The 26,043-nt window shown below is 65.9% G+C and carries 21 protein-coding genes and 1 pseudogene; 10 read left to right on the plus strand and 12 right to left on the minus strand.

Annotated elements, in window-relative coordinates; translation table 11 throughout:
• Positions 1–58: 58 nt before the first annotated feature.
• Positions 59–475: a PLD nuclease N-terminal domain-containing protein gene (locus tag ACIPUB_RS15700; protein ID WP_407608219.1), complete on the minus strand. Its 417-nt coding sequence runs from the start codon at positions 473–475 to the stop codon at positions 59–61.
• Positions 476–548: 73 nt separating this feature from the next.
• Here ACIPUB_RS15700 and ACIPUB_RS15705 point away from each other — a divergent pair, with 73 nt between their 5' ends.
• Complete coding sequence (locus ACIPUB_RS15705) at positions 549–818, plus strand: DUF4229 domain-containing protein (protein WP_407608220.1); 270 nt, start codon at positions 549–551, stop codon at positions 816–818.
• 261 nt (positions 819–1,079) lie between these two features.
• Here ACIPUB_RS15705 and ACIPUB_RS15710 read toward each other — a convergent pair whose 3' ends face one another.
• The 5 genes and pseudogenes from ACIPUB_RS15710 to ACIPUB_RS15730 all read right to left on the minus strand — a co-directional run bounded on the left by ACIPUB_RS15710 (position 1,080) and on the right by ACIPUB_RS15730 (position 7,606).
• Positions 1,080–1,967, minus strand: a complete 888-nt coding sequence (locus tag ACIPUB_RS15710) for a 1,4-dihydroxy-2-naphthoate polyprenyltransferase (protein WP_407608221.1) — start codon at positions 1,965–1,967, stop codon at positions 1,080–1,082.
• A 92-nt stretch (positions 1,968–2,059) separates the two neighbouring features.
• A pseudogene (locus ACIPUB_RS15715) lies at positions 2,060–3,429 on the minus strand (short-chain fatty acid transporter).
• A gap of 11 nt (positions 3,430–3,440) precedes the next feature.
• Positions 3,441–5,015 carry a zinc ribbon domain-containing protein gene (locus ACIPUB_RS15720; protein ID WP_407608222.1) on the minus strand — a complete coding sequence of 525 codons (1,575 nt, stop codon included), beginning with the start codon at positions 5,013–5,015 and terminating at the stop codon, positions 3,441–3,443.
• Positions 5,016–5,491: 476 nt separating this feature from the next.
• Positions 5,492–6,619: an AMP-binding protein gene (locus ACIPUB_RS15725; RefSeq protein WP_407608223.1), complete on the minus strand. Its 1,128-nt coding sequence runs from the start codon at positions 6,617–6,619 to the stop codon at positions 5,492–5,494.
• Between the two features lie 21 nt (positions 6,620–6,640).
• The gene (locus tag ACIPUB_RS15730; protein WP_407608224.1) at positions 6,641–7,606 is read right to left on the minus strand and encodes a 1,4-dihydroxy-2-naphthoyl-CoA synthase; all 966 of its coding nucleotides are present in this window, start codon (positions 7,604–7,606) and stop codon (positions 6,641–6,643) included.
• A 374-nt stretch (positions 7,607–7,980) separates the two neighbouring features.
• Between ACIPUB_RS15730 and ACIPUB_RS15735 the strand changes: the two genes are divergently transcribed.
• Entirely contained in the window at positions 7,981–9,432 is a 1,452-nt protein-coding gene (locus ACIPUB_RS15735) for an amino acid permease (protein ID WP_407608225.1), read from the plus strand.
• Between the two features lie 126 nt (positions 9,433–9,558).
• Here the strand turns inward: ACIPUB_RS15735 and ACIPUB_RS15740 are convergent, their stop codons facing one another.
• Positions 9,559–11,019 (minus strand): MFS transporter, encoded by a 1,461-nt coding sequence (locus tag ACIPUB_RS15740; RefSeq protein ID WP_407608226.1) that lies wholly within the window; start codon positions 11,017–11,019, stop codon positions 9,559–9,561.
• A gap of 346 nt (positions 11,020–11,365) precedes the next feature.
• Here ACIPUB_RS15740 and ACIPUB_RS15745 point away from each other — a divergent pair, with 346 nt between their 5' ends.
• The 6 genes from ACIPUB_RS15745 to ACIPUB_RS15770 all read left to right on the plus strand — a co-directional run bounded on the left by ACIPUB_RS15745 (position 11,366) and on the right by ACIPUB_RS15770 (position 16,169).
• The gene (locus ACIPUB_RS15745; protein WP_407608227.1) at positions 11,366–12,589 is read left to right on the plus strand and encodes a thiolase family protein; all 1,224 of its coding nucleotides are present in this window, start codon (positions 11,366–11,368) and stop codon (positions 12,587–12,589) included.
• Between the two features lie 4 nt (positions 12,590–12,593).
• The gene (locus ACIPUB_RS15750; protein ID WP_407608228.1) at positions 12,594–13,382 is read left to right on the plus strand and encodes an enoyl-CoA hydratase/isomerase family protein; all 789 of its coding nucleotides are present in this window, start codon (positions 12,594–12,596) and stop codon (positions 13,380–13,382) included.
• Positions 13,379–14,251 (plus strand): 3-hydroxyacyl-CoA dehydrogenase family protein, encoded by an 873-nt coding sequence (locus ACIPUB_RS15755; protein ID WP_407608229.1) that lies wholly within the window; start codon positions 13,379–13,381, stop codon positions 14,249–14,251. The genes ACIPUB_RS15750 and ACIPUB_RS15755 overlap by 4 nt, the downstream gene beginning before the upstream one ends.
• A gap of 168 nt (positions 14,252–14,419) precedes the next feature.
• On the plus strand, positions 14,420–14,809 hold the full coding sequence (locus ACIPUB_RS15760) for an antibiotic biosynthesis monooxygenase (protein ID WP_407608230.1): 390 nt from the start codon (positions 14,420–14,422) through the stop codon (positions 14,807–14,809).
• A gap of 28 nt (positions 14,810–14,837) precedes the next feature.
• Complete coding sequence (locus ACIPUB_RS15765) at positions 14,838–15,521, plus strand: tyrosine-protein phosphatase (RefSeq protein WP_407608231.1); 684 nt, start codon at positions 14,838–14,840, stop codon at positions 15,519–15,521.
• Between the two features lie 42 nt (positions 15,522–15,563).
• Entirely contained in the window at positions 15,564–16,169 is a 606-nt protein-coding gene (locus ACIPUB_RS15770) for a GNAT family N-acetyltransferase (protein WP_407608232.1), read from the plus strand.
• A 62-nt stretch (positions 16,170–16,231) separates the two neighbouring features.
• On the opposite strand, the gene ACIPUB_RS15775 is transcribed toward ACIPUB_RS15770, so the two are convergent.
• The 4 genes from ACIPUB_RS15775 to ACIPUB_RS15790 form a co-directional block, all read right to left on the minus strand.
• Positions 16,232–16,810: a hypothetical protein gene (locus ACIPUB_RS15775; protein WP_407608233.1), complete on the minus strand. Its 579-nt coding sequence runs from the start codon at positions 16,808–16,810 to the stop codon at positions 16,232–16,234.
• A 129-nt stretch (positions 16,811–16,939) separates the two neighbouring features.
• On the minus strand, positions 16,940–19,354 hold the full coding sequence (locus tag ACIPUB_RS15780; protein ID WP_407608234.1) for a GNAT family N-acetyltransferase: 2,415 nt from the start codon (positions 19,352–19,354) through the stop codon (positions 16,940–16,942).
• Positions 19,351–20,694, minus strand: a complete 1,344-nt coding sequence (locus tag ACIPUB_RS15785; protein ID WP_407608235.1) for a lysine N(6)-hydroxylase/L-ornithine N(5)-oxygenase family protein — start codon at positions 20,692–20,694, stop codon at positions 19,351–19,353. The genes ACIPUB_RS15780 and ACIPUB_RS15785 overlap by 4 nt, the downstream gene beginning before the upstream one ends.
• Positions 20,691–22,220 carry a pyridoxal phosphate-dependent decarboxylase family protein gene (locus tag ACIPUB_RS15790; RefSeq protein ID WP_407608236.1) on the minus strand — a complete coding sequence of 510 codons (1,530 nt, stop codon included), beginning with the start codon at positions 22,218–22,220 and terminating at the stop codon, positions 20,691–20,693. The genes ACIPUB_RS15785 and ACIPUB_RS15790 overlap by 4 nt, the downstream gene beginning before the upstream one ends.
• Positions 22,221–22,705: 485 nt before the next feature.
• On the opposite strand from ACIPUB_RS15790, the gene ACIPUB_RS15795 reads away from it, so the two are divergent.
• Entirely contained in the window at positions 22,706–23,722 is a 1,017-nt protein-coding gene (locus ACIPUB_RS15795; protein ID WP_407608237.1) for an NAD-dependent epimerase/dehydratase family protein, read from the plus strand.
• Positions 23,723–23,943: 221 nt separating this feature from the next.
• Positions 23,944–25,608, plus strand: a complete 1,665-nt coding sequence (locus ACIPUB_RS15800) for an ATP-binding cassette domain-containing protein (protein ID WP_407608238.1) — start codon at positions 23,944–23,946, stop codon at positions 25,606–25,608.
• On the opposite strand, the gene ACIPUB_RS15805 is transcribed toward ACIPUB_RS15800, so the two are convergent.
• Positions 25,589–26,017: a hypothetical protein gene (locus tag ACIPUB_RS15805; protein ID WP_407608239.1), complete on the minus strand. Its 429-nt coding sequence runs from the start codon at positions 26,015–26,017 to the stop codon at positions 25,589–25,591. The genes ACIPUB_RS15800 and ACIPUB_RS15805 overlap by 20 nt on opposite strands.
• Positions 26,018–26,043: the final 26 nt, after the last annotated feature.

Here is a 26,043-nt window from a genome sequence, read left to right on the forward strand (position 1 = left end):
GGTGGCCCACGGAATTCGTGGGCCACCCGACCATGGGGTGGTGCCGATGGAATATTCCCTACGGCGTGTGTCGCGGGGTGTCTTCCGTGGGGTTGCCGCCTTCATCGCGCGGCTTGCCGTTTTTGTCGCCGGGCTTGCCGTCTTCGCGCAATTTGGTTTCGAGGGCTTTCAATTCGGCTTCCTTGCGGCGCATTTCTTCCTCGCGGGCCTTGTTGCGTCGCTGGATTTCCAGGTTGCGAAGGAACTCGGGATCATCGTCGGGAGCTCCGGTTGCGCCCCTGCGCGTCTGTGCCGGCCGTTCGTCGGAAACCGACTTGGGTCGTCCCAGCCAGAACCACAGTCCGGCCCCGATCAGCGGCAGCAAAATGATGGCAGCGAACCAGCCGCTCTTGGGCAGTGAACGGACCTCGCTCGAGGGAGTGCGCACGCATTCGATCAAGGCATAGATGGTTATCGCGAGTGCAACCAATGCCATAAAAATAAAGTTCCGGACCATAGATACAGTCTAGTGAATTTATCTGTGTTCTGGCTGCGTCTAGACTGTACGGGTGCAGTTCTTCAAGTACACCGTGATTCGGTTGGCCCTCTTTTTCGCAGTATTCCTTCCACTGGCCTATCTCCTGATGTGGCCCATGTTCACCGCGGGCCTAGTCGCGCTGGTGATCGCGTTTGCCCTGAGCTACCTGTTCCTGAACAAGTTGCGCGTGGCGGCCAATGCCGACGTGCAAAAAATGTTCAACTCCAAGGGGCCCAAGAAGTCCCGGCAAGACCTTGACGACGAAGCAGCCGAAGACCGGTTCCTGGACGGCGAGCAGTAACCCAACGGATTCGTGCCTCGGTGGGGGCTGGCGGATGCACCTGGACCAGGTGCCACCGCCAGCCCCCAATGATGTTTACGTGCCTGCTGACGGACCGTGGGGCGGTGTCCCATCGCGGGTGTGTCCTTGGCTGGACCACCATGGGGACTGAAGAAGCCTTGGTAGTCGTACCTTTACGTAGCACCCAGGGGCCCGGTCATGGAGATGACCGGGCCCCTGGGCACACGTATTGTTCCGACGCGATGGACGCGGACGGGAGCGCTAGGCCAGAGCCAGCTCCATCACGATTGCCACCGTGAAAAGCGCCGCGTAGACGAGGTTGATGATGCCCGTCTGCTTGAGCACCGGGATCAGTGCGCCGGGCTCGTGCTTGCGCAACACCGTCCAGCTTGGCAGCACACACAACGGCACCGTCAGCAGGATGAGCCACATCCATGCGTGCGTGGACACCATGACCAGCGGCAACAGGATGGCCAGGGTCAGCATCATGACGTAGCTGATGCGCGCGGCAGGGTCTCCCAGCCGCACTGCCAGAGTCATCTTTCCGACTTCCTTGTCGGTGGGGATGTCACGGATGTTGTTGGCCATCAAAAGTGCGGTCGCGATGAGGCCGGTTCCCAAGGCCCCGATGTAGGCGGGCAGCGTCAACTGGTGTGCCTGGGTGTACGCCGTCCCCAGCGTGGCCACGAGGCCGAAGAAGATGAACACGAACACCTCGCCCAGCCCCCGGTAGCCATAGGGGTTCTTGCCGCCGGTGTAACCCCACGCGGCGAAGATGGCCGCTACGCCGACCAATAGCAGCGGCCAGGATGCCGTGAACACCACCAGGAACGCTCCCACGATCCCTGCGAGCCCGAAACAGGCAAAAGCAGCGTTGCGGACCGCGGTGGGTTTTGCCAGGCCCGAGCCGGTCAGGCGCAGCGGTCCCACGCGGACATCGTCGGTGCCGCGGATGCCGTCGGAGTAGTCGTTGGAGTAGTTCACCCCGACTTGGAGCAGCAGCCCGACCACCAGGGCCAGGATGGCTTCGAGCCAGGCAAGTTTTCCGGTGGTGTCCACGGCGGCCGCCGTGCCAATAATCACCGGCGCAATCACAATGGGCAGGGTCCGCAAGCGTGCGCCCTCAACCCATTGGGCAATCGTAGCCACCATCAATCCTCTCGCTGCCGGGAAAAACATGCAGCTACCATTCTCTCTCGCGCGGTGGCAGGGGAGAAATTCCGGCGGCGCCCGGGACGTTCCTAGAACGAGACGATCAGCAAGGTCGCGGCAAAAACAATCCCGGAGGCGACCAGCACAATCGTGGTGTATCCCAGGATGTCACGCATCTTCAACCCTGCAATTGCCAGCAGCGGCAGGGCCCAGAACGGCTGGATCATGTTGGTCCACTGGTCGCCGTAGGCCACCGCCATGATCGGGATGGCCGGGTCCACGCCGAGTTCCGCCGCCGCGGTGAGCATGATCGGCGCCTGCACGGCAAACTGCCCACCGCCGGAGGGAACGAAGAAGTTCACCAACCCGGCCGAGAGAAACGCCAGCACGCCGAAGGTCTGCGGCGTGGAGATCGACACGAACACATCCGAGAGCACCTGGATCAGCCCGGTCCCGGTCATGATGCCCAGGATTCCGGCGTAGAGCGGGAACTGCAGCAGGATCTCCCCGACATTCGATGCCGCGTGCTTGGTCAGCGCCATCAGCTCGAACGGGCTGCGCACCAGCAGCAGGATCAGGGCCAGGAAGGACCAGTTCACGATGTCCAGGGTTAGCGTGCCGCCGGTGGAGAAGTGGATGACGAGGTAGGCCAGCAGCATTGTCCCGAGCAGCAGCGTGGGCAGGCGGCTGGCGTCCAACCTGTCGGCGGGCGTGGTGACCTCGTCGTCGACGGCCACGAGTTCCTCACGGGCGTCCTGGACCAGTTCCACGATCTTGTCGTTCCCGCGCGGGGCCACCAGGTACAGGGACAGGGCAACCATGACGATGGCGGCTACGGCGGCGATCATGTTCCAGGAGGAGAAAGTGGTCTCGGAAATCGACAGCGGGCCGCCGAGCTGCTTGGCGATGAACGAGTCGGGCGTCGCCGCGGTCAGCGGACCGGATCCCGAATAGCCCATGTGCCAGACGACAAACCCGGCAAACCCGGAGGCAACGAGCATCGGGAAATGGAAGCGGATGCCGCGTTCGCGGCCCTGGGCGGCGACTTCCCGGGCCAGTAGCCCGCCGACCACCAGGCCCAGCCCCCAGGTGATCAGCGAAGCCACGGCGGCCACCAGGAAGACAAACACGTAGCCGGCCAGGGCGGTCTGCGGGACGCGTCCCAAAAGGCGCAGAAGCCTTCGCACCGGCCGGGTGTTGGCGAGGATGAATCCCAGCATCAACACCAAGGCCATCTGGGTGATGAAGGCCAGCAGCGGGCTGGACCCGGTGATCGTCCGCGCAAACATGGCCACGATGAAGATCAGGGCGGTGGCGAAGACCAACGCCGAGGGATGAAGCGTTCAACTAAGTGGTTGATGGGCCGCGTGGCCGGGAAATCGCTGTTCCACCTTGTGGTGGAGCGGTTTTGCTCATGAACTAACAGTACGTAATTGCATGGAGCTCCATGGAACCCCATGCTCTTGCCGATCAGGCAGCCAGGGCTGCCTGATCGCCCGGGGCCCCTGCAAGGCCCGGGTCCGCTCCCGCGGCCGGTCGCAGACCCCAGCGCTGGCGGTGTCGTTGATCGAGCCGTTGGAGGGTCATTCTCCGCTGAGACTGCCGGTGGTGATCCGTCAGGGGGAACGAACGTCGTTCCCGGATGACACGTGAGGCGTTGATGTCGCTGTGGAGTTTCTTCCCGCAGAACCGGCACCCGAAGTGCTTGCCCCTGCGGTTGGCCTTGGCGGTGTACCCGCAGCCCGAGCATTCCTGGCTCGTGTAGGCGGAGCCCACCGCGGTGACGGTGATCCCGTGCTTGGGCCCCAGCGCGGCCAGGCGTGCCTTGACGCAGGCGCGTCCGGTGCGGGTCAGCAGCCGGTTCATGCGCCGGGACATGCCCTGACCGCGGAAGTCCAGCTTCTCCACCACCAGTTCCCTGACCCGGTTTTCGCCCTTCTCGCGGGCGAGGATGTTCAGCACCCGCCCGATCTCGTTGGTGACAAAATCCTTGATGCGCTTGTTCAGGGCCCGGTATTCGGGGTTGTCGCGAATTTTGAGGCTCCGGGATTGGTGTTCGGCGGCGATCTCGGTGAGCCGCCCGTCCCAGGATTTGAGGGTGCGGAGCATGCGTTGGCCCAGGAGCCGTCCGTCGCTGGTGGCAAACAGCGCGTTGGCCATCCCGAAATCCAGGCCCACCACGACCCCGGTTTCTCGCTTGGGTGCGTCGGGGGTGTGCAGCAGCAGGGAGATCGCCGCCCCGGCGGGCTGCCCGGCCCCGGTAGTTTCCAGGTGGAGCTGGATGGCCCCGGCCACCGCGGCCCCGGGTTGGGAAGCCAGGTTCTCGAAGTAGGTATTGGCGATTAGCGGGATACGCACAGGCTTGCCACGGGTGAGGGTGGCGACCTTCACCCACCAGGCATATTCGGTGGCACCCGTGGGGCGTTCGGGCCTGGCGATGATCGAATCCAGGACCAGGGTCCGCACCCGGGACAGGTTGGGCCGTCGAATCCTTCGAGAGTCGAGATGCTTGGCCAGGTGGCGGGCGAGCCTCAGGTCCGCCGGATCCACCTGCACCCACACGCACTTCTTGGGGTGCTTCTCGGCCCAGGCGTGGGCGACGTGGGCCAGCTCCCCGTCGTCGGTTTGTCTCCAGGGCAGGACCAGTTCGGCGGCCCACCAGGCGCGGCGCGAATTGATCCGATACAACGTGGTTTGCCGGGTCCCGGTCAGGGTGGAGCCGGTGATCGCCTCACGGACGGCGGCTTCCAGCAAGGCCAGCCAGGAGGAATGGGCCGCATGCACCTGGTTTTGCGCGGATTTGACCTGCCTGGCCGACAGCCGGGCGTCGAAGGGCAGATCGGTGAGGATCCGCCACCTGGCCAGAGGAACTCCGGCCTGCAGTTCCCGCACCGTCATCGAGGACAGCTTCGCCAGGGTGTCGCGAAAGGCGGGAAACAGGGCCATGAGGGCTTGTTCCTTGCCGGTGTTGGCGGCCAGCCGGTGGCGGTGGGCGGTGATCATGGCAGGACCCGGGTGGGCGACGTGCCATCGGGTGCGTGCCACAGGACCTCTTGCAGGACGTGATGTCGTTGCGTGATCTCTTCCGCGTCCATGCATTCACTCTAGGTGTGGTCTCCGACACGTTGGACTCGCCGCGGGTGGGCTGTGGATCACGGGTGCCTCGACGAACTCCAACGCTCGGACCATGGTCCTTGCCGAGGGTTCGCTCGTCGTGCGCCCGGGCGGGATCCACAACGCTGTTCGGGGCTGCACTACGTGCACGACCTGTATCCGGACTTACTCCAACCGGCATGCCTTGACAGGTGCATACCAATATTTACACCGAGAAGATCCATGGTCATGGATCTTTTTCCATGGAATCAGTGAACTAGTTCCGACACCACGTTGTGCAGATCCGGCAGGGTGCCCGGCCAAGGAATCGGGCCGCCCCGTGACCCGGCCCGCGTTACGCGAAAGGTTGGCATCGGAGGGGAACCGGAGCCGGGCACCAAATACGTGTCGGCACCGGGGTGGGCGGATCAGCCTTTAGCGCCGCCAAGCATCGCGGCGAGCGACATCCTGTCGACCTTGCCATTGGGCAGCAGCGGCAGCGCCTCGAGCGCCTGCAGGCGGCGCGGCACCGCGGCGGCACCGAGCGAGGCGCGCACGGCCGCGGCCAGGGCCTCGGGGGCGGCGCTTCCCACATAGGCGGCGCCGATCTGCTGGCCCCATTGCGCATCCGGCACGGGAACCACCGCCGCCGCCGAGACACCGGGCAGGGCCTCGAGGACGCGCTGGACCTGGGTCGCCGAGACCTTGACCCCGCCGGTGATAATGACGTCGTCGGCCCGCCCGGACACCGAAAGCATGCCGTCGGCGTAGCTTCCCAGATCGTCGGTCGCGTACCAGCGCACCCCCGACCCGTCCACGCTGAAGTGCCTGGCGGTCAGGCCGGCGTCCCCGAGGTAGCCGGAGGCGATGGTTGGCCCGCCCAGCATGATCCGCCCGTCGACGACCCTGACCTGCACACCGGGCAGGGCCCGGGCATCGTAGACGCAGCCTCCGGCGGTCTCGCTTGAACCGTAGGTGAGGTGCAGCTTGAGCGAATGCCTTGCTGCCTCCTCCAGGACCGCGCGCGGGGCACGTGCCCCGCCCAGCAGGATGGCGTCGAAGCGTTGCAGCGTGGAAATGGTCTCCGCGTCCGGATCTTCCAACAGTCGCTGCAGCTGGGTGGGGACCAGGGACACCAGGCGTTTGCGGTCGGTCAGGGCGGAGGCAGCCTCGTTGAAGCCCCGGGCGGTAAAGCTCTGCTCCAGGTCCATCGCCCACGGCCGGGTTCCGGCATACAGGCTGCGGGTCAACACGGCCAGGCCTGCCACGAAGTGGATCGGCAACGGGAGCAGCCACTGGCCCTCGAATCCCAGGTATTCGGCCGTGGCCATCGAGGAGGAGGCCAGTGCATCGATCGACAGCGCGGTGCGCTTCGGGGTCCCCGTGGACCCCGAGGTGCGCACCACCGCCGCGATTCCCTCGAGTCCCTCCAGTTCCGCCCCGGCCACCGGGTTCACGAAGTACTCGTTGTTCGTGGTGCCCGGGAGGATCTCCACGGCCGGCCCTTCCTCGTTCAGGGATGCCGAAAGGGCAACGAGTGCGGAATCTGGATTCATGGGTGCCGGGGTTCCTTGGGCTTAGAAGTAGTACGGGTGGGCTGACCAGTCGGGGTCGCGTTTTTGGAGGAAGGCGTCGCGGCCCTCCACTGCCTCGTCGGTCATGTACGCCATGCGGGTGGCTTCTCCGGCGAAGACCTGCTGGCCGGCCAGCCCGTCGTCGGCCAGGTTGAAGGCGAACTTGAGCATGCGGATGGCTTGGGGGGATTGCTTGGCTATGTCCGCGGCGTATTCCAGTGCGACCTCCTCGAGGCGTTCGTGGTCCACGGCCTCGTTGACCGCGCCCATGGCGACCATGTCCTCGGCGGAGTGCTCGCGGGCCAGGAAGAAGATCGAGCGGGCGTTCTTCTGCCCGACCTGGCGGGCCAGCAGCGCCGAACCGTAGCCGGCGTCGAAGGAGCCGACGGTGGCGTCGGTCTGCTTGAATTTGCCGTGTTCGCGGGAGGCGATGGTGAGGTCCGAGACCACGTGCAGCGAGTGCCCGCCGCCGGCGGCCCAGCCGTTGACCACTGCAATGACGACCTTGGGCATGGTGCGCATCAGGCGCTGGACCTCAAGGATGTGCAGGCGTCCGGCGCGGGCGGGGTCGATCGAGTCGGCGGTCTCGCCCTCGGCGTAGCGGTAGCCGTCGCGGCCGCGGATGCGCTGGTCCCCGCCGGAGCAGAAGGAATGCCCGCCGTCCTTGGGGGAGGGGCCGTTTCCGGTCAGCAGCACCGTTGCCACGTCCGAGCTCATCCTGGCGTGGTCCATGATGCGGTACAGCTCGTCCACGGTGCCGGGGCGGAACGCGTTGCGGACCTCCGGGCGGTTGAAGGCGATGCGCACGGTCGGCAGGTCGCGAACGACCGTGCCGGCGGAATCACGTTCGACCTGACGGTGGTAGGTCATGTCCTCGAGGTCGAACCCCTCGACCACGCGCCACTGCACGGGGTCGAAAATGTCGGAAACCTTGGCTGGCAATTGTTCGGTGGAATCATGGGTGCTCACAACCATGAATGCTATCGGTTCGGCAGCCGCGGGGGCGAAAGCGGCTCGGGCCCCCGGCTTCGTGGATGGGCGAAGACCCATGGCCTTTTGTTCCGACGCAACTGTTGAACAATTAATAATTGCTCTTTGCCTGGGCTTGTGATCCACGTCAAATGTTCATCTCACTAGGATGATTGCAAGACGCATGGTGTCCTGGATCACAGTGGAACGGGTTTTTGACTGCTTGCCCAACTTCATGTTGGGTGGCAAAGTGCGGTAGGTTTGCCGTTTGCACCCCCACTAAATGTGTGAGCGGGCACCCTGAAACGGGTCTGGCCGGGTGCCCTGCCCGTTGCATCGAAGCGGGTTGGTTGAGTCACCAAAGGAGCTACACGGTGGAACCCCACAACGTCCGAGAACACCAGCCCGATATTTCCACCAGGGACGCGGATGTGACGGCCGAGGGCTACAAGAAGACCCTCACCCGCAGGCACGTCCAGATGATCGCCATGGGTGGCGCCATCGGCGTGGGCCTGTTCATGGGGGCAGGTGGCCGCTTGGCCACGACCGGGCCCGCCTTGATCTTCTCCTACGCCATTGCCGGTGTGATTGCCTACTTCCTGATGCGTGCACTGGGCGAACTCATCATGTACCGCCAGTCCTCGGGTTCCTTCGTTTCCTATGCCGGTGAGCTCTTCGGCGCCAAGGGGGCATTCCTTTCGGGCTGGATGTATGTGCTGAACTGGGCCATGACGGGCATTGCCGAGCTCATCGCCATCGGCCTGTACTTCACCTACTTCTTCCCGGGGGTCCCCGTGGAGGCCGCAGCGCTGTGCGCGCTGGGCCTGTTGATCGCCGTGAACCTCTTCAGCGCCAAGGCGTTTGCCGAGTTCGAGTTCTGGGCATCGTTCCTGAAGGTCGCAGCCATCGTGCTCTTCCTGTGCATCGGCACCTACCTCGTGGTGACCAACGCGCAGGTGGGGGACGGGCACGCCTCGGTCTCCAACCTGTTCGCCGGCGAGGGTGGCATGTTCCCGCGCGGATTCATGATCACCATCCTGGTCCTCAACGCCGTCATCTTCGCCTACAACGCCATCGAACTGGTTGGCATCACCGCCGGCGAGATGGAAGACCCTGCCAAGGAAGTCCCCGCCGCCATCCGCGCCGTCGTCGTGCGCATCGTCGTCTTCTACGTCGGCTCGGTGACGCTGCTGGCCATGATCGTGCCGTGGAACCAGTACAAGGCCGGGGAAAGCCCGTTCGTCACCGTCTTTGACCAGTTGGGCTGGGGCTGGATCGGCGGCGTCATGAACTTCGTGGTCATCACCGCGGCGCTGAGCTCCTGCAACTCGGGGCTGTACTCCATCGGCCGCGTCTTCCGCGCGATGGCGAACAACGGCCACGCCCCGCAGTGGCTGACCAAGATGAACAAGCGCTACGTCCCCTATGCCGGCATCCTGGCCATCGGCGGCGTGTACTTCGTGGGCATCATCCTCAACGTCTGGCTTGGCGGAACCTACGCCTTCGACCTGGCCCTGAACACCGCATCGATCGGTGTCCTGTTCACCTGGGGCTCGATCTTCGCCTGCCAGCTGATGCTGCGCAAGAAGCGCGGCAAGGTCTCTTCCCTGCCGATGCCTGGTGCGCCCTACACCAGCTGGGCGGGCCTGATCGCCCTGGCAATCATCACAGTGCTGATCGGCTTTGACACGCTCACCGGTCCGGACGGCGAAGTCTTCCCGCTCGGTTTGTACACCATTGCCTGCATCCCGCTGATCGCCGTCGGCCTCTGGATCGGCTGGCAGAAGGCCAAGCACAACACGGCCAAGAGCGAGCTCTACTCCTAGGGCTTCATTCCGGTCGGGCGTCGCAAACGACAAAACGGTGGGTGGGTGGTTCCCAAGGAGATCTTGGGAACCACCCACCCACCGTTTAGAAGCCGTCGCCTCATGCGGGGCCGCTGTCGGGCCGTATTAGGGCCGGGGTACGAGAGCCCCGGCGTCCGTTTCCGTGCCGGTGCCGGCCAGGATGCCGGTCTCGTGGGCGTCCGGAATCTCGGTTCCACGCAACGACGCCCCGGCGGTCTCGGGCAGGTACCGTGTGGCCACCAGGCCGATGGCACAGGCTGCCATCATGTAGACGGCCGGGAACAACAGGAAATCGGTCTCGTTGATGACGGCCTCGTTGACCATGGCCGCGGTACCGCCGAAGATCGCTGTCGCCACGTTGTAGGTCACCGCAAAACCGGCAAACCTGACGTGGGACGGGAACATGGCCGGGAAGGTTGCGGTGATCGTGGCTAGCTGCGGGATGTAGAGCAGGCCCAGGATGGCAAACCCGAGGATCGCGAGCGGGAAACTCTTGCCCATCAGCCAGAACAGCGGCAGGGCCAGCACGAAGAGGCCGATCAGCGACGCGAACCACAGGGGTTTTCGTCCCACCCTGTCCGAAAGCGATCCGGCAAAGGGGATGACGGCCATCATTGCGACCTCGCCGACCAGGATCACCATCAGGGACGCCTTCGGATCCAGGCCCAGCTGGCCCTCGAGGTAGGTCGGCATGTAGCTCAACAACGTGTAGTTCACGACGTTCAGGGCGATCACCAGGCCGCTCATGATGAGCATCGGGCGCCAGTAGCCACGGATGAGCGTGCGCAGCGAGCTCGATTCCTGGACCTCGCCCCGCTCCTCGAGTTCCTGGAAGACCGGAGTGTCTTCCAGCTTGTTTCGCAGGTAGAGGCCAATCAGGCCCATGGGCAGGGCCATCATGAACGGCACGCGCCAGCCCCAGTCCATCATGGCCTGATCGCTCAGTGCGACCTGGAAGCCCAGCATCACTGCCGTACCCAGGGCGAAGCCGCCGAGGGTACCGAACTCCAGGAACGACCCGAAGAAGCCGCGCTTCTTGTCCGGGGAGTATTCGGCCATGAATGTTGCGGCACCGCCGTACTCGCCGCCGGTGGAGAAGCCCTGGATCATGCGCAGGAGCACCAGCAGGATCGGTGCCAAGACGCCGACCTGTTCAAAGGTCGGCAGGATGCCGATGAAGAATGTAGCCAGGGACATCATCAGGATGGTGAGGGCCAGGATGTGCTTGCGGCCCAGCTTGTCGCCCAGCGGTCCCCAAACCAGGCCGCCGAGCGGCCTGACCAGGAACGAGAGTGCGAAGGTCCCCAACGCCATGAGGGTTCCGCCCTCGGTGGGGAAAAAGTGGAACGTAATGTAGGTGACTGCCACGGCATAGACGCCGTAATCGAACCATTCGGTGAGGTTGCCCATGGCCGAGGCGGCAGTTGCCTTGCGGATTTCACTGCGGCCGGCGGTGGTGGATAGGTCCGGGCCGATGTCTTCGCCGAAATCCACCGGGTTGGTGGCCTGGGATGCCACCGGTGTGGTGTTATTTAGTTGGTTGGGTTGGCTGTTTTCCGGCTGCATTACTGCTCCGTTTGCTATTCAGCTTTCCGTCGACCGGATGCCCGTCCAAATCCATGTTGACGGCCTTGGACGGTGACGGTCCACGATCCGGACAGGGTCCGGAGTCGGTCAAGTGGAAGACGATACGGCAGTGATTGGGGTCGGTCAAACCGGAGGGTTTGCCGGCCATGAGGTTGACCGCGCTTATGGCATGATGGGATTGTATTAGTGAACGAATGGTCGGTAATTCTTCCGCGCTCCGCCCGGAGCCGGTCGCCGAAGCCAAACCACGGAGCATTGCAGGTCTTTCCCGCCGGGTTTCCGACGGGAACCATCCAGGCGTGTGCCCAATGACAAAGGAGTTGTTATGACCGAGGCTTTCTTGGTGGGCGGAGCCCGCACCCCGGTAGGACGTTATGGCGGGGCATTGAGCAGCGTGCGCCCCGACGACTTGGCCGCACTGGCCATCCGTGCCGCCGTGGAGCGAGCCGGAATCGACCCGGCAGACGTCGACGAGGTCATCTTCGGCAACGCCAACGGCGCCGGCGAGGAAAACCGCAACGTCGCGCGCATGGCTTGGCTGCTTGCAGGCTTCGAGGACAGTGTTCCGGGCATCACCGTCAACCGCCTCTGCGCCTCGGGCATGAGCGCCATCACCATGGCCAGCCACATGATCAAGGCAGGTGCCGCCGACATCGTCGTTGCCGGTGGCGTCGAGTCCATGTCGCGCGCCCCCTGGGTGATGGAAAAGCCGGACAAGGCCTTCGCCAAGCCGGGAGCCACCTTCGACACCTCGATCGGCTGGCGTTTCCCGAACCCCGAGTTCCTCTCCGGTGAGCTTTCCCGCGATGGCAAGGCCACCTTCTCCATGCCGGAAACTGCCGAGGAAGTCGCCCGCGTCTACAACACCTCCCGCGAGGACTGCGACGCCTTCGCCGTGCGCTCGCACGAACGCGCCATCGCCGCCATCGAGGCCGGACGCTTCAAGGACGAAATCGTCCCGGTCACCGTCAAGTCCCGCAAGGGCGAAACCATCGTCGACACCGACGAGGGACCGCGCCCCGGCACGACCTTCGAGGTGCTCTCCAAGCTGCGCCCGGTCGTCAAGGGCGGCACCGTGGTCACCGCGGGCAACGCCTCCACGCTCAACGACGGTGCCTCGGCGATCATCGTGGCCTCCGAAGAGGCCATCAAGAAATACGGGCTGACCCCGCGCGCCCGCATCATCGACGGCGCCTCCGCCGGCCTGGCCCCGGAAATCATGGGCATGGGCCCGGTCCCCTCCACCCGCAAGGTCATGGAACGCTCAGGACGCAAAATCGAGGAATTGGCGGCCGTTGAACTCAACGAGGCCTTCGCCTCGCAGTCGCTGGCTTCCATGCGCGAGCTCGGCATCGACCCGGAGATCGTGAACCGGGACGGCGGCGCCATCGCCCTGGGCCACCCGCTGGGCTCCTCGGGATCACGCATCGTCATCACCCTGCTCGGACGCCTGGAACGCGAGGCGAAGGCCGGCGGGTCCAAGCTGGGCCTGGCCACCATGTGCGTGGGCGTCGGCCAGGGTGCCGCACTGCTCATCGAGGGTGTCTAGGAGGATGGGGGAGACGCTGAACGCCTCCGCATTCCAGACCCTGAAAGTCTCCGAGACGGCCGATCGGCTGAACGTGCAGCTTGACCGCCCCCAGGTCAAGAATGCCATTGACCAGCTGATGGTCGACGAGCTGCACGCGGTCTGCGCCTACCTGGAGACCACCCCGAAGACCATGGTGCTCTCCGGCACCCCCGCGGACCCGGAAACCGGGGCCAAGGGCGTCTTCGCCTCCGGTGCCGACATCGCGCAGCTGCGCGAGCGCCGCAGGGATGACGCGCTGGCCGGCATCAACTCCGGCATCTTCGACAGGATCGCCAAGCTGCCGATGCCCGTCATCGCAGCCCTCGACGGCTTCGCCCTGGGCGGCGGCGCCGAGCTGGCCTATGCGGCCGACTTCCGCATCGGCACCCCCGAGCTGCGCATGGGCAACCCGGAAACCGGGCTCGGCATCATGGCCGCTGCGGGTGCCACCTGGCGTCTGAAGGAACTCGTGGGCGAACCAGTTGCCAAGGAGATCCTGTTGGCAGGCAAGGTGCTCAAGGGCGAGGAGGCCCTGCGTGTCGGGCTCATCACCGAACTGGTCGAAGGACCCGACTTGATGGCAGCCGCCTCGGCTCTGGCCGACCGCATCGGCAACCAGGACGCCCTGGCCGTGCGCATCACCAAGTCCGTGTTCCACACCCCGCGCGAGGCACACCCGGTCATCGACACCCTTGCCCAGGGGATGCTCTTTGAATCCCAGGCCAAATTCGACCGCATGCAAGCCTTCTTGGACAGGAAAAAAAGTAAATGAGCGAAAAACCCAACACCCTTCCGGCCAAGGTCGGCGTCCTCGGCGGCGGCCGCATGGGGGCGGGCATTGCCCACGCGTTCCTCGTCAAAGGCTGCAACGTGGTGGTCGTAGAGCGCGACGAGGCGTCGGCCATCGCGGCGCGCGAGCGCGTCGAATCGGCCGCGGCGAAGTCGATCGAGCGCGGCGCCACCGATGCAAATCTCGGTGAGATGGCTTCGCGCCTGAGCGTCTCGGTTGACTACGCGGCCTTCGCGGACCGCGAGCTGGTGGTCGAGGCGGTCCCGGAAATCTGGGACCTCAAGGTCTCCTCGCTCAAGAAGGTCGAGGAAAACCTCGCGGCGGACGCGATCCTGGCCTCCAACACTTCCTCGCTGTCCATGAGCGGGCTGGCCGCCGAACTGCAGCGCCCGGAAAACTTTTTGGGCCTGCACTTCTTCAACCCGGTCCCGGCCTCCACGCTCATCGAGGTCGTCATTGCCAAGCAGAGTGCCCCGGCGCTCATCGAGAAGGCCCGCGGCTGGGTCCAGGGGCTGGGCAAGACCGCCGTGGTGGTCAATGACGCCCCCGGCTTTGCCTCATCCCGGCTCGGTGTCGCGATCGCGCTCGAAGCCATGCGCATGGTCGAGGAGGGTGTGGCCAGCGCCGAGGACATCGACAACGCCATGGTGCTGGGATACAAGCACCCCACCGGCCCGCTGAAGACCACCGACATTGTGGGCCTTGACGTGCGCCTGGGTATTGCCGAGTACCTGCACGAGACCCTGGGTGACCGCTTTGCCCCGCCGCAGATCCTGCGCGACCTGGTTGAGCAGGGCCACCTGGGCCGCAAGACCGGCAAGGGCTTCTACGACTGGGCCGCTTCCAAGTAGTCCGGCAGCAACCGAAGCCGGTGGGGCCGGGGATCGTTGATCCGTGGCACCGCCGGCTTTCGTGTCTCCACATTGCCGGGACAAAATGGGCAGCGGCGGAGTTCTTGGGTAGGTTGGAAACCGAGCCGTCCAGGGACACTGGCGGCCACCGTGGGAAGGAATACAACCATGTACGTCGTCACCAACCGCATAGATGTTCCGGCGGAACGGGCAGCAGCCTTCGAGGAACGATTCATCGGCAACATGCGCAACAACCTGCCCAAGGTTCCCGGCCTGTCCCGCGCCACGCTTGACCGTCCGGTGGATGAAAACACCCCGTACAAGGTCACCATGGAATTCGACTCCGAGTCGGACTTCGAAACCTGGCGCGACTCCGAAGCGTTCCGCTCCGCGCATGGCCGGCCCGCGTCGGCGGCCCCCGGAAACGGCGGCCCGGCAACCGAGGCGCCGAAGGCCGATGCACCCGGAACCGCGGATCCCCAGGCCGCTGCGCCGCGTGCTGCGACGGGTCCGGAACACCACATCCGCATTGAAACGTTTGAGGGCGGCAGGGCGTAGGGAGCGGAAAAGCGCGATGGTGGAATCCATGGACCAGCCGCAGTGGGAAGGTGCAGTCAACGCCAGGGTCGTGCTGGGCAGCATTTACCGCATGGGCAGGCGCGAGTGGCTGACCGGTGCCGGATGGCAGCAGGCCCACGCCGACGGCGTGCGCACAGTCATTGACCTGCGCAACCCCGATGAGGTGCGCCGACGCCCCACGGACCCCCAGGTGGACGAGGCGGCCACGGCCGGAATCACCATCGTGAACGCCCCCACCGAGGAACCGGGGCATCCGGAATTCACGCAGCTCGCGGTGCCGTACATGAACCATCCGCGGATGTATCCGCGAAACGTCGAGTTCTTCCCGGACCGCATCGCGGATGTTTTCCACCAGATTGCCGCGGCACGCGGAAAAGTCGTACTTCACTGCTCGGCCGGGCGCGACCGCACCGGGTTGATCGTCTCGATGTTGCTCAAGCTGGCCGGCCGGGCCGACCTGCTCGAATCCCAATACGAGGCCTCGCTCCGGGGGATCAACGACTGGCACAAGGTCAGTCCCGTGAAGCACCCGCACGAGTCCTACATCGAGGAACGGGACCTGGTGGGGCCGCTGAACGAGAGGTTGGAGGCACTGGGCCAATTCGTTGATTCCCTGAGCGTCGAATCGTTCCTGCTCGAACACGGGCTGAGCCCGGCCGAATTGCATGAGATCAGGAAGAAGGTGGCCTGAGCACGACGGCCATCTCCGCCCGGGGCGTCATAGGCTGGAACCATGACAAAAATCGAACCACTGACGTTGCGCGGGCCCTTGGTGACCCTCGAACCCCTGCGGCACGAGCACCACGACGAACTCATTGACGCCGTCAACGACGGCGAGGTCTTCGGCCTGTGGTACACGGTGGTGCCCGAACCCGGGAAGATGCGTACCGAGATCGATCGCCGGCTTCAACTGCAGGGGCAGGGATCGATGTTGCCCTTCGTCGCCCGGCGCAATGCAGATTCCGTGGTGCTGGGCATGACCACCTACATGGACATCGACCCGACAATGCCCAGGCTCGAGATCGGGTCGACCTGGAACCGGGCCTCGGTGAGCGGGACCGGCACAAACGTCGACTCCAAGCTCCTGCTGCTTAGACATGCCTTCGAGGTCATTGGCTGCCCCGCCGTCGAGTTCCGCACGCATTGGATGAACATGCCCTCCCGCGCCGCCATCGAGCGCCTGGGCGCAAAGCTGGACGGGGTGCTGCGCTCGCATCGACGCATGGCCGACGGGTCGTTGCGCGACACCTGTGTCTATTCGATCATCGCCTCCGAATGGCCCCAGGTCCGGGCGGGGCTTGAGCACCGGCTGGCCGGGCACCTCGGCAATCCGGGGTAGCTGCGAACGGAACTACCGGGTCCCGCCGCGGGAATGGGAACCGCGATCCCGGCAGTCGACGGTCAGCCGTCGAACGGCACCTGTATGTAGCTAAACACGATGACTTCCGCGGAAACCTCGGCGGAGGGCCCAAAATCCAGGAAGACCGACCCGACGCCGTCGGGCAGGCCGCCGGAGCCTCCCGAGGAACTGCTGGGGCTGCAGGAACTGGAAGCACCTCCGTAGTCGCTGCCCGTGGTGCCGTCCGCGATATTGAGGCTGTACCGTGTTTCCTCGGCGCACCAGACGAAGTGTCCGATGCCGTTGGCCTCGTCGTGCAGCTGGATGATGGCGCGCTGGCCGCCCTCCGACTTTTCGGCATAGAGCAGTTCCACGGATCCGGGAACGGCCGAGTCGTAAGTGAACGTTCCCTCGAGCATCGCTCGGGCGGGGGAGCTTTTCGAGAGGCCCGATACGCGTTCGGCGAGTTCCTCGGTGGAATAGGTCTTCAAATCCGGGACCGGTGTGTTGGGAGCCGGCTCGACCGGCAGCGGCTCGGCGACCGGGGAGGAAGCCGGTGGCGGCAGCTCCAGCGGGACGCAGCCGGTCGTCGCCGAAGCCAGGAGCGCTGCCGCCAACGCAGTGGTCAGATACCGTTTCATCGTTTGAGCCTAGCCGCTGGGCCGGGCGAAGCGGCGGGAGCGCAGTAACGTTTGGGCATCATCTGTGCGGAAGGGAACGGGCGGCGGCGGCTTGCCGGGGACCGCGCGAAGGCGGCCCCCGGCCCAGTCTCAGCGCCCGCGCCCGGCCATCGGGTTGGCCAGGGTACCGGCGTAGATCAGCCCGCCGGATTGGTCGGTGAGGTCCAGCATCTGCGCGTTGTTGCGCAGCTGCAGCCGGTTCAGGCAGGAGAGCTCGAACGACTCGGCAAAGAGCTCCAGGGCGTCGAACGCTTCGGCCGTTTCCGGGTGGCGTTCCCGGTAGGCAAGCAGCCGCTGCGCCGCGGTATCCCAGAACGCGTCCTCGCTGCAGACCCCTTCGCGGGCCAGCGCCGGGGCAAGGAAGCGCAGGAAGCAGTCGACGATGTCGGTGAAGACCACCAGTCTGCGCTCGGACTCGGGGACGGTCGCGCGGATCCGCTCGACCCCGGGCGGCAGCGGTTGCCTGTCCCCGAGGATGGCGATCTCCTCGGCCAGGTCCTTGTGCAGCACGCGGACGGGCACGGAGTCCTGAAGCACCAGGATGACGTTTTCCCCGTGCGGCATGAACGCCAGGTCGTAGCGGCACAGGCAGTGCACCAGCGGGACGAGGTAGGCGTCGAAGTAGCGGGCGAGCCAGTCGGTGGCTTCCAGTCCCGAGCGGCGGATGTGGGCCGCCGCCAGCGACGCGCCGGCGGAATCCAGGTGCAGCAGCGAGGCCATGGTGGCCAGCTGCTGGCCGGGATCGATGAGCCCGGCGGGCGATTCGCGCCAGAGGGCGGCAAGCATCTTTCGCTGCGGTGCATCCTTCCCGGCCGCCTCGAAGAGCGGGTTGGAATAGCCGACGGCGGCGATCTCGCGCAGCAGCCCCACGTTGCCGTGGCGCAGCTCCTCGTCGGTTTCGAAGAGCGAGGTGAGCCAGGCGTTGATGGCCGGGGTCGCCTCCATGTAGGCCGCCGAGAGCCCGCGCATGAAGCCCATGTTCAGCACCGACAGCGCTGTCTTCACGTAGTGGCGTGCCGGTGCGCTGCGGTTGAAGAAGGTGCGGATCGACTGCTGCGGCTGGTAGAGGTCGTCCCCGGCACCCAGGTGCACCAGGTGCCCGCTGGCGACGTCGGCGGCGAAGCTGATCGCGAGCTTGTGTTCCCACTGCCAGGGGTGGATCGGCAACAGCACGAAGTCGGCAGGATCCAGCCCGCTGCCGGCACAGGACTCGGCGATCCGCGCCCGGAAGCGGGCCAGCTGCCGCGCCCCGAGCTCGGAGAGCAGCAGGGACTCGGCGTCCAGCCCTGGCAGGGAGCTGTAGCTGGCGCGGGAAGTGTGCGCGGCCAGCCACTGCAGCGCGAGCGCGGCCCCGGTCTCCGGGGCGTAGCCGAGGAAGTCGTTGGCACCCAGGCCCAGGCGGCCGTTGTTGGCCACGAAGCAGGGGTGCCCCTCGGTCATCGCCGCCTCGGTCCGCTGGAAGTCGCCCACCGCGTCCCCGGTCCCGGCGGCCAGCTCGGCGGCGCTGGCGGTGGAGTGCAGCTGCTTGTAGCAGTGCGAAGCCAGCGTGCTGCCGATCTCCTCGAGGTACACCGGAAGCTGCGCCGCGGACAGGCCCAGGGTGTCGCTAAAGGCCAACACAAAGCCGGCGGCGTCCGGGGCGGCGGGTTCCCCGTTGATGGACACGCGCAGCGAGTCCGGGTCGATCACCCAATGCTCGAGCCCGTGCACCGAGGCGGTGAAGCCGTACTCGTGGTTGCCGGCGGCCACCGTCCACCCCGCGTCCCCGGGCACCGGGTCGAGCAGTCTTTCGTGGGTGAACTCGGCGATGGCCTTGGCCAGCAGGTGCCGGTTGGCCGTCTCCCAGCGTCCGGGGGACAGGTGCGCCGCTGCGGTGGAGGGCCGCCCGGTGGCTGCGGCAAAGTCGGCCCGCGTGCAGTGGGAAAGCAGGGCGGTCTTGGCCGGGGCCCCGGCACCGGCGGGCAGCTGGATCCGCGCTGCCGGTCGGAAGCCGAGCCGGGAGTTCAGCGAGTGGACGGCGGTGTTCGCGGCGTCGGGCTCCACCACCACGCGCAGCACCGCGGGGTCGGCGAAGAGGTGGGCGAGCGCCGCCTCCATGGCAGCGGCGCTGAAACCCGGCAGCGACCTGCCGTCGCCGGGTCCGGCGAGCAGCAGGTGCATGCCCGCATCCCCGTGGCGGTGCGCGTAGCGGCCGGCGAGCACCGAGTGCTCCGGGGCGTAGTGCTCCAGCAGGAACACCGGTTCGAGTGCCGCTGACCGGTCCCCGGCGGGCAGCAGGCCCAGCAGCACGTGGTGGTGGGGATCGGCGTTCAGTTCCCGGTAGGCGCTGCCGACCTCCTGGACGGTGGAGCCGAGCATGCCCCAGTAGCCGGCGCGTTCGGTGTTGACCCAGCCGTGCAGCAGCTCGGCGTCGGCGGCGGGGTCGAAGCGGCGGAAGGTGAATTCGGCGGCCGCCGGTGCGGTGCGGCGGGCCGCGGGCAGGACGATGGCTGGGGTGGACATCATGCGTGGGCTCCTTCGAGTGTGGGGGAGAGGGGTGCCGGGGAACCGGGGGCGGGGCTGCCGAAGGACTGGAAGCCGATGCGTTTTTCGACGGCGTAGTGCTCGTGGCCCAGGATCCGGTTGATGATCACGGAGTTGCGGTAGGCGCCCATGCCCAGGTCCGGGGCGGTGAAACCGTGGGTATGCAGTTCGGCGTTTTGCACCAGCACGTCGGCATCGTCGCTGACGGCGTACCCGCGGTCCACGTCGAGCCGTCCATCGGGCAGCCGGTTGATGCGTGTCCCAAGGTCGGCCAGGAACGCCGGCTCGCGGTAGGCGTAGCCGGTGGCCAGCACCAGGGTGTCCGCGACGGTGTCGAAGCCGCCGTCGTCGTCCTGGTTGCGCAGGTGCAATTGCAGGGCGCCGTCCCGGTGCCCAAGGCCTTCGAGCGAGGTTGCCGCGCGCAGGGTGACAGGGGTGTGGCCGGAGACCTGGCGGCGGTAGAGCATTTCGTGGATCTCGTCGATCAAATCCGCGTTGATGCCCTTGTAGAGGCCCTTTTGGCGGGCAGAGAGCGCATCACGGGTGCCTTGGGGCAGTCCATGGAAGTGGTCGATGTACTCCGGGGACGTCATCTCCAGGGTCAGCTTGGTGTACTCGAGCGGGAAGAAGCGCGGGGAGCGGGTCACCCATTCAAGGTGCTGGTCCGGGCGCAGCGAACCTAGCAGGTCGGCGAAGACCTCCGCGGCGCTTTGTCCGCTGCCCACCACCGCGATGCGGGATCCGGAGGCGATGGCCTCGCGGGCGGAGCGGTAGCCGCTGGTGTGCACCGCTGCCCCGGAGGCCAGTACGCATTCGGGCACGGAGGCGGGCACGTAGGGGGTGGTGCCGGTGCCGAGCACCAGGCGGCGGGTGCGCACGGTGTGCACCCCCTCGGCGTTGTGCACGTCGAGTTCGTACACCCCGTTCGCGTAGCGGGCGGCGGCGACGTGCGCACCAAAGCGGACCGAGTCCAGCCGCTTGGCTGCCCAGCGCAGGTAGTTGTTGTACTCCTCGCGCAGCGGGTAGAAGTTCTCGCGGATGTAGAACGGGTAGAGCCGTCCGGTGTCCTTGAGGTGGTTCAGGAAGGAGAGCGGGTGGGAGGGGTCGGCCATGGTGACCAGGTCGGCCATGAAGGGCACCTGCAGGTGGGTGCCCTCAAGCATCATGCCCGGGTGCCAGGCGAACTCCTCGGAGCTCTCGAGCACCAACACGTCGAGTCCGGGCACGGGGTCGGCCAGCGCGGCGAAGCCGAGGTTGAAGGGGCCGGCGCCGATGCCGACGGCGTCGTAGATGCGGGTGGTGTCGAAGCGTTCGCTACTCATGCCTGCACCTGGCCCAGGGCGCGCTCGCCGGAGATCCGGCGGCCGTGGGCGACGACGGCTTCCAGGATGGCGGCGACGTCTCCGATGCCGGTCTGCGGGTTCAGCAGCGTGAGCTTGAGGTGGCGGACCCCCTCGATGGTGGTGGCAGCGACCATGGCCTCCCCGGAGTCGTAGAGCGCCCTGCGGATTTCGTTGGCCAGCGGTTCGAGGTCCCCGTCGGGCACGGGAAGGGCAGGAACATAGCGGAAGACGACGGTGCTGAGCTGGACCTCGGCCGCGAGCTCGAGTTCGGGGTGCTCCTTCACCAGGGTGCCGGCCGCTGCGGCCAGGTCCATCACGGTGTCGAACATCGTCCCGAGGGCCTCGGCGCCGATCGAGCGCAGCGTGACCCAGAGCTTCAGCGCGTCGAAGCGGCGCGTGGTGGCCAGGGACTTGTCGACCTGGTTGGGTGCGCGCCCGGCCTCGGCGGCAGGGTTCAGGTACTCGGCGTGGTGCGATACCAGGGCGAGCCTGGCCCGGTCGCGGACGAGGATCGCGCTGGAGCCGATGGGCTGGAAGAAGGACTTGTGGAAATCCACTGTCACCGAGTCGGCGGCCTCGATTCCGGCGAGCAGTCCGCGGTGGCGCGGGGATCCGAGCAACCCGCAGCCGTAGGCGGCATCGACGTGGAACCAGGCCCCGTATTCGGCGGCCAGGGCCCCGATGCCCGGCAGCGGGTCGATGGCCCCGAAATCGGTGGTGCCCGCGGTGGCCACGATGGCCAGCGCATGCAACCCTGCTGCGCGGTCGGCGGCCAGGGCGGCCTTGAGCGCCACTGCATCCATCCGGTGGAGGCCATCGACGGGAACTGCAACAACCGCCTCGGCGCCCAGCCCCAACAGGGACGCGGAGGTGGAGATGCTGAAGTGGCTGTCCGCAGAGGCGTAGATGCGCAGCCCGGCAAGGCGTTCGGGCAGGCTTCCGGGTTTGCCGGCAACCGCCGTGTTGCGGGCCAGCAGCATCGCCTGCAGGTTCGAGGCGGTGCCGCCGCTGGTGAAGACCCCGTCGGCGTCCGGGCCGAGCCCGGCAAGATCCGCGGCCCAATCGATGAGCCGCTGTTCAATGAGCGTGGCGCCGGCGCTTTGGTCCCAGGTGTCCATCGAGGTGTTCACCGTGGTGACCAGGGCCTCGGCGGCGATGGCCGGCAGCGCCACAGGGCAGTTCAGGTGCGCGGCGTAACGCGGGTGGTGGAAATAGACCGCGTCGCGCAGGTACAGCTCGGTGGCTTCCTCCAGTGCGGCGGCGGTGTTGCCCAGCGGGGTGCGCAGGTCCACCGCGTCGAGCCGGGCGCGCAGCGCGGCTGGGCCGGGGCCGGTGGTCGGCCCCGCGGCGGCGGCGATGGATCGGGCTGCGAGCCTGGCGGCGGCGCCGAATTCCTCGGCCATGCGTTCGGCAGTGTTATTGCCGAGCAGATGGTCGGCGGCGGTGCCCGCAAGGGATCGCATGGGGGTGGGCAGGGTTTGCGCCAGGGGACGTTGGGGCGTCATGGGGCTCCTTTGATATCGGGGGAATGCCACGAGATGGTGAGCAAAGGTTATGCTTGCCTAACTCGTACCGAGATATTAAAGGCATGGGCGAGGGTTCTAATACAAATTAAGTTCAATACACAACCAATAAAGACCTGGTCGGACGGACAATAGTGCCCGTCCGACCAGGTTGTACCCGCAATTGGCCACGGGGAAGGTTTGGGTGCGCGTCACACTTCGCAAAGTCGCTCTTGTGCCGCGAGCCGTTCTGGCCGCGGCCGGGCATGGAATATTCATGCGGGCGGATTTCCCGGAGGCGGGACGGGCGTTCGTCTCGAGCCGCGAACCTCAGCTCCCGGCCGGTGAATCCTGCTCCGACGACGTGAGTTCGGCACCGGGGGCATGCCTGAGATAACAATATGGGGACGCGGGGGATCGCGCGCGATCACCTACGCCGACCGAGAATTCACTTGTGCCTGCGGACCAGTGAGTCGTTGACTCGAAGAATGACTAATATTTTGCTGCTGGGTGGGACCGGTTGGCTCGGAAAAACGCTCAGTGGCCTCGCCTTGGACAGGGGTCACCAAGTCACGGCGCTCGCACGCGGGACCGACCCCTTTGTCGAGGGTGTCGACGCGGTCGTTTCCGACCGCGCCACGTCCGGAGCCTATGGCCGGGTGGAGAACAACGACTGGGATCTGGTGGTCGAGCTGACTTCTTCGCCGCGATTCGCGCGCGCTGCAATCAAGCGGCTTGGCGGCAAGGCACGCAACTGGGTTTTCGTTTCCTCGTGCTCGGTGTACGCCGAGCAATCCGAGGTCGGTGCCGACGAGAGTGCCGATGTTCTCAAGCCCCTCGATGCCGACGACGAGGAAGCCGAATCGGACTATGGCCGGGCCAAGTCTGCCTGCGAGAGCTTGAGCCTGCAAACCCGCGGAGGCCGGACGCTCGTGGTCCGTCCGGGCTTGATCGGCGGTCCGGGAGACCCGAGCGGCCGCAGCAGCTATTGGCCGCTGCGTTTTGCCGAGTCGCGGGATCCCGTGCTGGTCCCGGCCGACCCGGACGGGCTGCAATGGGTGCAGGTCATCGACGTGCGTGACCTGGCGGCATTCATTCTTGACGCCGGATTGTCCGGGCACCATGGATACGTCAATGCCGTGGGAGCACAACATCCGCTGGTCCAGGTCCTGCAGCTGGCCCGGGACGCCGCCGCGACCGCCAGCGCAGCCGGGACAACCAAGGACGGGCACACGCTCCACGGATACGACCTGGCATGGATGGACACGGATCGGGTGAATCCCTGGGCCGGTCCCAGGTCGTTGCCGTTGGTGCTGCCGCCGGGAACCGAACACGTGGGCTTTGCGCGACGATCGGACGCCCGTGCACTGGCCATGGGCCTTCGCCGACGCAGCCTGCGCGAGAGCTTTGAGGACATCGTACGCGCGGACGATGGCGGTGGGATCCGATCGCTGCGCTCGGGCCTGAGCGCGGAGGAAGAGTCGGCGCTCATCGCCGGCCGATGACCCCGGTGCGCACACTTGATCGCCAGCAGGGCATTTGACAGCCGGCGATGCCGGGCCGCACGATTGAGGTGTCCCATTGTCGACGTCAGGACCACGACGTGTTGCCAGTTCTCGCCTTCGCCTAAACGCGCCAAGGAAACGCCATGACCTCCACTGCCCAACGGGGAAGTCTGAGGACATGGTGAAGTTTCGGCGCTTCCTTCGTCGAATCGAGAACCACCATGCAGCACCCAACCCCCATCGTCATTGACCGCCTCGGCTTTTCCTGGCCCAATGGCGGAACAGTTTTCGACGATGTCTCAACGACATTCGTGCGAGGGACCACGGGCCTGATCGGACCCAACGGCTCAGGCAAGTCCACGCTGCTGCGGCTGGTCGCCGGGGAGCTCGAACCCACCCGCGGCACCATCCACACGGACGCACGATTGTCCTACCTTGCGCAGGACATTGTGCTGGACACCAAGCGCAGTGTCGCAAGCCTGATGGGCATCACCGACACCCTGGCTGCACTGCACCGCATCCTGGACAACACCAGCGAAGACCTGGCCCGGGACATGGACCTGGTCGGCAACGACTGGGATCTTGAGGAACGGTCCGCGGCCCTGCTGGCCGGCTACCTGAACTCAGCGGTCACCCCCGAATTCCTGCAACGCACCGTAGGCAACCTCTCCGGCGGGGAAACCATGGCAGTTGCGCTTGCCGGCATCGAAATCCGCGGTGGCGGAATCACCTTGCTCGACGAGCCGACCAACAACCTTGACCGGGCCGCCCGCCACCGGCTCTACGACATGGTGGGTCAATCCGCCGGGACCATGCTGGTTTCCACCCACGACAAGACCCTGTTGAAGATGCTCGATTCCCTGGCGGAGCTGCGTCCGGTCAACGTGCGTGCCCTGCGTGCCGAGAAAATAGACCTCGTGCGCTTCGGTGACTGGGATTCCAGGGAAGAGACGCTGGGTCACGAACGTGACAGCGCAGAAAGGGGGCTCGCCGATGCCCGACGCAAGCTCGCGGTTGAGAAACGGCAGAGCCGCGAGGCGGAGACCAAGATTGCCCGGCGGTCCAAGCAAGGGCAAAAGGCTGCGGAGTCCATGCCAAAGATCCTGGCCAACGCCCTGCGCAACAAGGCCGAGGTCTCGGCGGCAAAGAACCGTGGCATCATGAAGTCACACGAGGCCGACGCGCGCGCGGAATTCGAAGATGCCCGCAATGGGCTGCCGGTGGAATTGAGGATTGGAATCGATTTGCCCCGGACCCGCGTCCCCGCCGGACGCAGCGTGTTCGAATTACCGGTTGCCGAAATGTCCCGAGGTATCGTGCTCGAACACGGCGAGCCCCTGACCGGAGACTCGGTACTTGGAATCTGGGGCCCGGAGCGCATTGCCCTTGTCGGAGGCAACGGGGTAGGGAAGACCACGTTGATGGACGCGTTGGCGATGCGATCGAGGGTGCCGGTCGGATTCCTGCGCCAGAGGCTTTCAGCCGCCGAAGAGCAGGATTGGGCAGGGCCCAAGAACGGAATAAGCATGCTGGAGAACCTCCGGCTTGCGGCTCCGGACGTGGAACCGGGGATCCTGCGAGAACAACTGGCGGCGTTTCATTTCCGCGGCAACAGGGTCGATGAGCCGGTGTCCCAGTTGTCGGGCGGCGAGAGGTTTCGGGTCGCGCTGGCGATGATCCTGCTGGCCAATCCCGCCCCGCAATTGCTGCTGCTCGACGAGCCAACGAACAACCTGGACATGGTCACTGTTGAGCAGCTGCTGTCGGCCCTGGAGTCATACGGCGGCGCCATGGTTGTGGCCAGCCACGACGAGGATTTCCTCGCCGCGCTGGCCACGGACCGTGAGTGGGAAATGCGGCGCGGTGCTATGTCGCCGGGCGCATGACCTTTCTGGTGCTTGGCACATGCGCAGGAGCATGGGCGACAGCGCGGGCTCCGAGCTCCGCCAGTGCGATGATGGCGAAGGCATTGATCCCGTGGAGCAATCCGACCCAGGGGGCGCCGAATGCGACGAAGGCCAGCGTGATCTGGACGGCCACGGCCAAGACGAGCCACAATGCCCATTTCAAACCGGCATGGGCCAGCAACGCGATGACCAGCAGCGCCAGCACGAGAACCGGGGCCGCGTACATCCCGATCATGCCGTGCATTATTCCGGCCAGCGGCGGGCCTTCGGGAACATCTCCGGCAGTCAGCATGCCGATGACGTCAAATGTTCCCCAGGCGATGAGGGCCGCCTGAAGCACTACGGCGGCGGCAATGATGTGAGCAACAACCTTGTATGCGGTTCTCAAGGTGAATGTCCTTTCTGGAAATTGCT

The organism is Paeniglutamicibacter sp. ORCA_105 (assembly GCF_045798545.1).
GTDB lineage: Bacteria > Actinomycetota > Actinomycetes > Actinomycetales > Micrococcaceae > Paeniglutamicibacter > Paeniglutamicibacter sulfureus.

What these genes read in the sequence shown, in the direction of transcription:
- ACIPUB_RS15780 (WP_407608234.1), bottom strand. Translation starts at nt 19,354, where the DNA reads ATGATGTCCACCCCAGCCATCGTCCTGCCCGCGGCCCGCCGCACCGCA.
- ACIPUB_RS15745 (WP_407608227.1), top strand. Translation starts at nt 11,366, where the DNA reads ATGACCGAGGCTTTCTTGGTGGGCGGAGCCCGCACCCCGGTAGGACGT.
- ACIPUB_RS15755 (WP_407608229.1), top strand. Translation starts at nt 13,379, where the DNA reads ATGAGCGAAAAACCCAACACCCTTCCGGCCAAGGTCGGCGTCCTCGGC.
- ACIPUB_RS15750 (WP_407608228.1), top strand. Translation starts at nt 12,594, where the DNA reads ATGGGGGAGACGCTGAACGCCTCCGCATTCCAGACCCTGAAAGTCTCC.
- ACIPUB_RS15775 (WP_407608233.1), bottom strand. Translation starts at nt 16,810, where the DNA reads ATGAAACGGTATCTGACCACTGCGTTGGCGGCAGCGCTCCTGGCTTCG.
- ACIPUB_RS15740 (WP_407608226.1), bottom strand. Translation starts at nt 11,019, where the DNA reads ATGCAGCCGGAAAACAGCCAACCCAACCAACTAAATAACACCACACCG.
- ACIPUB_RS15800 (WP_407608238.1), top strand. Translation starts at nt 23,944, where the DNA reads ATGCAGCACCCAACCCCCATCGTCATTGACCGCCTCGGCTTTTCCTGG.
- ACIPUB_RS15760 (WP_407608230.1), top strand. Translation starts at nt 14,420, where the DNA reads ATGTACGTCGTCACCAACCGCATAGATGTTCCGGCGGAACGGGCAGCA.
- ACIPUB_RS15765 (WP_407608231.1), top strand. Translation starts at nt 14,838, where the DNA reads ATGGACCAGCCGCAGTGGGAAGGTGCAGTCAACGCCAGGGTCGTGCTG.
- ACIPUB_RS15700 (WP_407608219.1), bottom strand. Translation starts at nt 475, where the DNA reads ATGGCATTGGTTGCACTCGCGATAACCATCTATGCCTTGATCGAATGC.
- ACIPUB_RS15790 (WP_407608236.1), bottom strand. Translation starts at nt 22,220, where the DNA reads ATGACGCCCCAACGTCCCCTGGCGCAAACCCTGCCCACCCCCATGCGA.
- ACIPUB_RS15725 (WP_407608223.1), bottom strand. Translation starts at nt 6,619, where the DNA reads ATGAATCCAGATTCCGCACTCGTTGCCCTTTCGGCATCCCTGAACGAG.
- ACIPUB_RS15795 (WP_407608237.1), top strand. Translation starts at nt 22,706, where the DNA reads ATGACTAATATTTTGCTGCTGGGTGGGACCGGTTGGCTCGGAAAAACG.
- ACIPUB_RS15770 (WP_407608232.1), top strand. Translation starts at nt 15,564, where the DNA reads ATGACAAAAATCGAACCACTGACGTTGCGCGGGCCCTTGGTGACCCTC.
- ACIPUB_RS15785 (WP_407608235.1), bottom strand. Translation starts at nt 20,694, where the DNA reads ATGAGTAGCGAACGCTTCGACACCACCCGCATCTACGACGCCGTCGGC.